The 5,206-nt window shown below is 44.5% G+C and carries 6 protein-coding genes; 1 reads left to right on the top strand and 5 read right to left on the bottom strand.

The window, feature by feature from the left end; translation table 11 throughout:
- Window positions 1–123: 123 nt before the first annotated feature.
- From QUA03_RS28240 to ilvA, 3 genes are read right to left on the bottom strand one after another with little or no spacing between them, the layout of a single operon-like run.
- Window positions 124–732 carry a Uma2 family endonuclease gene (locus QUA03_RS28240; protein ID WP_333216945.1) on the bottom strand — a complete coding sequence of 203 codons (609 nt, stop codon included), beginning with the start codon at window positions 730–732 and terminating at the stop codon, window positions 124–126.
- A 5-nt stretch (window positions 733–737) separates the two neighbouring features.
- Window positions 738–1,052: a helix-turn-helix transcriptional regulator gene (locus QUA03_RS28235; RefSeq protein ID WP_333216943.1), complete on the bottom strand. Its 315-nt coding sequence runs from the start codon at window positions 1,050–1,052 to the stop codon at window positions 738–740.
- A 6-nt stretch (window positions 1,053–1,058) separates the two neighbouring features.
- Entirely contained in the window at window positions 1,059–2,591 is a 1,533-nt protein-coding gene (gene ilvA / locus QUA03_RS28230) for a threonine ammonia-lyase, biosynthetic (protein ID WP_333216947.1), read from the bottom strand.
- Window positions 2,592–2,796: 205 nt separating this feature from the next.
- Here ilvA and QUA03_RS28225 point away from each other — a divergent pair, with 205 nt between their 5' ends.
- Entirely contained in the window at window positions 2,797–3,351 is a 555-nt protein-coding gene (locus tag QUA03_RS28225; RefSeq protein WP_333216941.1) for a GNAT family N-acetyltransferase, read from the top strand.
- A gap of 91 nt (window positions 3,352–3,442) precedes the next feature.
- Here QUA03_RS28225 and QUA03_RS28220 read toward each other — a convergent pair whose 3' ends face one another.
- Both QUA03_RS28220 and QUA03_RS28215 read right to left on the bottom strand, forming a co-directional pair.
- A complete protein-coding gene (locus QUA03_RS28220) occupies window positions 3,443–4,012 on the bottom strand; it encodes a hypothetical protein (protein WP_015177425.1) in 570 nt (189 codons plus the stop codon).
- A gap of 188 nt (window positions 4,013–4,200) precedes the next feature.
- The gene (locus QUA03_RS28215; RefSeq protein WP_333216939.1) at window positions 4,201–5,058 is read right to left on the bottom strand and encodes a bifunctional class I SAM-dependent methyltransferase/HIT family protein; all 858 of its coding nucleotides are present in this window, start codon (window positions 5,056–5,058) and stop codon (window positions 4,201–4,203) included.
- Window positions 5,059–5,206 lie beyond the last annotated feature (148 nt).

The following is a 5,206-nucleotide window of genomic DNA, read 5'->3' as shown; positions in this document are numbered from 1 at the left end:
TTCGTACTTCATATTATGGGAGCTAATTTTTTCTTTTATTTTACCTAGAACGAGCGCACTTTCGCAAGAGGTCTAGTATTCAGGATGTGCGGAATTTGCGAGATGCTCGAAATTAGAGCCAAGTTATCCACCTGCTTTCAGCCACCCAAAAACCTGCTCCACAGTCAAATCTAATGTTAAAAAACTTGGCACGGGCAACCGATCTTGTCCCGTTAACTCAACTGGTTCTCGTCCGGGAATAAATGCTAAAATAAACCGTTCCTCTGGATCGATTAACCATCCGAGCTGAGTCCCGTATTTCAAACAGTGTAAAATATTACTAATCACCTTAGTTGCTTTCTGGTCTGGGGATAAAATTTCTACTGTCCAGTCGGGATGAATTTCAAAGGAATTCGGAACTTCGCCATCCGCTTCAAAAGTGATTCTATCCCAAGCAAATACTGTAGCATCAGGTACAATAGAACGCCCGCCAAAAGTACAGCGCAATTCTGGAAAAGCAAGAGCAATTCGTTCTGTTTCCCCAACTAGATTAACAGCGTTGCAAAACTTGAGTTGCAAACGAGAATGTTTGCCTTGAGGCATAATCTTTTGGTGAATGCGTCCGTTAATAAATTCACTCGCAGGTTGAGTTTCCGGTAGTTTGAGGAAAGCTTCGAGAGTGAGAGAAATGGGAAGTGCTGCTGTCATCGCTTTGAATTCGGTGTCATTACCACTCTGCCATAATTTTATCATTAACTCTATTCTGTGTTTGTAGATCGATCGACCTCACCCCCACCCTCATCCTCCAAAATCTCACCCCAATAGCGCTGCACAAACTCCCGCGCTGCATCTATATCGAGCAACTTTAACGCCACAACCATCTTCACAAGCGTGTTGACCGTTGGATCTATCAACTCATTAAACCAACGATAGACAACAGAGCTTCGCACACCCATTGCGATCGCCAATTTGTTTTGGCTAATGCCATAGGTGTTCAGCACATCTCTCAGAACTCGACCAGCTTTTCTCATGCACCCCTGAAGTTTGGGAATCGTGCGATCGCCCTTTCCCAAAAAACCCTACCTCAAAAACAACTTATAAGCCGGATTTTGACTCTCATCCCCATACTGATAGCCCAGCGTATCCAAAAAAGCCTGCCACTCCTTCATCTCATCCGGCGGTACTTGAATTCCCACCACAATTCGCCCGTAATCGGCGCCATTATTTCGATAGTGAAAAACGCTGATATTCCAGTTAGGACTCATCGAACCGACAAACTTCATCAACGCACCCGGACGTTCGGGAAATTCAAAGCGATAAAACAATTCATGATCGGCCAGCATCGAACGCCCGCCCACCATATGCCGCACGTGCAACTTCGTTAATTCATCATCAGTTAAATCCAAAGTCTTGAAACCACAACCTTCAAAACTTGCCGCTATCTTCACCGCATCGGCACGGTTTTGAATTTGTACACCGATAAAAATATGTGCCTCTTTCTCATCCGCAATTCGATAGCTAAATTCAGTTAAATTCCGTTTGCCCAGACACTCGCAAAACTTGCGGAGACTGCCAGCTTGTTCGGGAATTGTGACTGCAAAAATGGCTTCGCGGCGTTCACCAAACTCGGCTCTTTCTGCTACAAAACGCAGCCGATCGAAATTCATGTTCGCGCCACAAGCAACAGCAATTAATGTTTCTCCTGCGATTTGTTCGCGTTCGACGTAAGCTTTCGCACCTGCGATCGCCAAAGCGCCAGCAGGTTCTAAGATCGATCGCGTATCTTCAAAAACATCCTTAATCGCGGCGCAAACATCATCCGTATCCACCAAAATAATCTCATCCACATACTCCTGACACAACCGAAAAGTTTCCTCCCCCACTTCCCGCACAGCAACGCCGTCAGCAAATAAACCCACCTGCGACAAACGCACCCGTTTACCCGCTTTCAGCGATTGATTCATTGCATCGGAATCGATGGGTTCGACGCCAATAATCTTAATTTCCGGCCGCAACCGCTTGACATAGGCCCCAATTCCCGAAATCAATCCACCGCCCCCAATTGCCACAAAAATCGCGTTAATTGGTTTTTGATGTTGTCGCAGAATTTCCATGCCGATCGTACCCTGTCCAGCAATCACGTAGGGGTCATCAAAAGGGTGGATAAAAGTCATACCTTTTTCCGCCTCTAATTGCCGCGCAAAAGCGTAAGCATCATCGTAAGCGTCCCCATGCAAGACTACCTCTCCACCACGGGCTATCACCGCATTTACCTTCACCTGCGGCGTAGTTACGGGCATGACTATGATCGCGCGAGTACCCAGGTGGCGGGCGGCGAGGGCGACTCCTTGGGCGTGGTTGCCGGCGGAAGCTGCAATGACACCTTGTGCTAGCAAATCCGGCGACAGTTGCGCCATTTTGTTGTACGCACCCCGCAGTTTGAAGGAAAACACCGACTGCATATCCTCTCGCTTCAGCAAAAGTTTATTGTTGAGCCGTGCTGATAGATTCGGGGCGCATTCTAGGGCTGTTTCTTGAGCAACATCGTAGACACGGGCGGTGAGGATTTGTACCAGGTAATCGCAAAGCATGGGGTTAGCAGGTTGGTTGATGCCGGATGGTGGGATAATTGTACGGCACTTGTGTTAGTATTTTGCGGGGAATTGGCGATCGCAACTTTCCAATAATAACTTTTCCCTTTGGAAACATAAGGAGCGTGAAGACTATTAATAATATTTCGTTTTTGCCGTTTCCCAGGTTATAAAATCCGGTTGGTGAGTGTATTAGTCCGTAATCCTTGATTTAGTATGTAAATTCATGAACGTACAAATTACAGATTTGTGTGCGGTTGACGAGCCAAAAATTCAACAGGTAGCTAGATTAATAGTTGAAGGTTTTAAAGAGCATTGGCCCGATGCTTGGCCTGATATAAATTCTGCTTTGCAAGAAGTGCAAGAATCTTTGGGAGCCGATCGCATCAGTCGAATTGCTGTCGGCGACAGCAATCAAGTTTTGGGATGGATTGGCGGGATTAAACAGTATGACGGTAATGTTTGGGAACTGCACCCGCTGGTAGTGAGAACAGAATTTCGCGGACAAGGAATTGGTCGATCGCTCGTAGCTGATTTAGCAACAGAAGCTAAAAACCGGGGAGGGATCGTGCTGTGGGTGGGTACCGACGACGAAGACAATCAAACCACTCTTTCAGGCATCAATCTTTATCCTAACGTTTGGGAACACATCGCCAACATTAGAAATTTGCGCGGTCATCCCTACGAATTTTATCAAAAAATGGGTTTTGCGATCGTCGGAGTGATGCCCGACGCGAACGGAATTGGCAAGCCAGATATTTTCATGGCAAAGCGGTTGTAAAGTTTAATGTAGGTTCTAAATTTACTGACCGATGGCTTGCCAATTCAACACTTAGCAAAATTAGTTGTTGAAAGTTTCCCAGAAAATCGGTCTAGTCTGGACGTGCGAACCCCGTTCGAGGGTCGCTAATAAACAAACCCAGAACTAACGAATCCATCACCGTATCCCAGACAGGAGTCAAACGCTCTGCATCGTCAACCCAGTAATCAAAAGTAATCAAACACTGAACATTAGAACCCAATCCAATACAGATTCGCGAATAAGCTTCCCGCTGTTCGGGAGGGTCGATAAACTTAAATTCAGTCCAAACAACGCGGGCAGTTTGCCGCTTCAATTGGATAATTTCCCCAAAAGCGATCGGATTTCGCGTATCATCTTCAACCACCTTCTGTAATAGCGGCACCAGCGGAAAATCTGCCCAGTTATTAGGTGGTAGCAAATTAAACGAAACCTCCAAACGACAATCATCATCCGGCGGCTTTTTATCCGTAAACCGGAACGAGTTAGTATCCGGTTCAAAATGCCAATCTTCCGGGACATCAAAGCGGACTGCACCTCTTCCTGCTACAAAAATTCGAGTTCCAGGCTTTGACTTCCAATTGTGGTTTTCTTTGAGTTCTAGAGTTTCCTTGAGCCATTCTTGCTTTTTGCGCTTAGACATAAACAGAACACCAAATTACTGCTAATGTGTAGTTTGAGACTTGGCAAACACATTTTAACTCTATTTGGCTCGCCATTTGCTCAAAGATAACAATTTTTACAAAAATTATGAATTCCTCTCTTCTCTATTTCTCTGTGTTCTCTGCGCCTCTGCGGTAAAAAACAATTCCTTTCACAATTAGCTAACTTTTATTTTTCACTCTTGGGAATCACATACCTAATTCCGCCTTTATTCCCAGCCGCATCGCCATTGTAACGGGGGAGCACATGAATAGCCGCGTGACTGCGACTTTGACCAGCCTGTTTATTAATATTTATTCCCACATTAAACCCGTCAGGCTGAAATTCTTTACTTAAAATTTCTTGCACCTTATTAGCCATAAACCAGCAAGCAGATTGCTCTCGAAACGGTAGTTCAAAATAATTGGCAACGTGACGCTTGGGGATAATTAAAACATGACCTTTGGTGGCGGGATAACCATCAAACATCGCATAAGCTGTTGCTGATTCAGTTAGCAAAATTAGGTTTTTATACGGATTGCAAAATATGCAGTTATTAGTAGAATTTCTTTGATGGTTGTAATGCACGTATTTGTAAATTTCGCAAGACTCATCTAGGTGAACGGGCTTAAATGGAAGCTTGACAATGCACTGATATGTAGGTTTTTTGTGGACATAATGTTCTCGAAAGCCTTCTTTTTTGATATCCCTTCTCACCGCAAAATACGCATTCCCTCCCGGTTTCAACAGGTGCGACACTTCCATCAGGACATTAGCTTGTTCTTCAGGGAACAAAACATTCAAAACATAAAAGCAAATGATAGTGTCGAATTTATCTTCGGGGAATTCCGGGAAATAATAAGGGTCATAACCCGTAATATCGAAGCCTTTTTGCTGCAACAATCTAACATCGCTGCCCAAGCCGCACCCAAAATCTAAGACTTTGCCTTGCAGCAAGTTTTTATCTAATAAAAATCTTGCTGGAAATGACAGATAAATTCTTTCGATTGCCGTCAGGTGGCTGAATTTATTTTGTTGCTTTTTCATGGCGGCATAAATTTGATTTAAATAAATATTCTTCCGTCCGCGCACCACCCGGACGAAAGTTTGTGTAGTACCGATTTCAAGAGACTGTTGGCGAATTAAAAAAGGGTGAAACCAAACATCCCATAATCATGGAAAAAAAACTACAATG

It is taken from the genome of Microcoleus sp. S36b_A4 (assembly GCF_036700645.1).
Taxonomy (GTDB): Bacteria; Cyanobacteriota; Cyanobacteriia; order Cyanobacteriales; family Microcoleaceae; genus Microcoleus.
The sequence above is the reverse complement of the archived record's forward strand: the minus strand, read 5'-3'. Positions and strand labels throughout refer to the sequence as shown.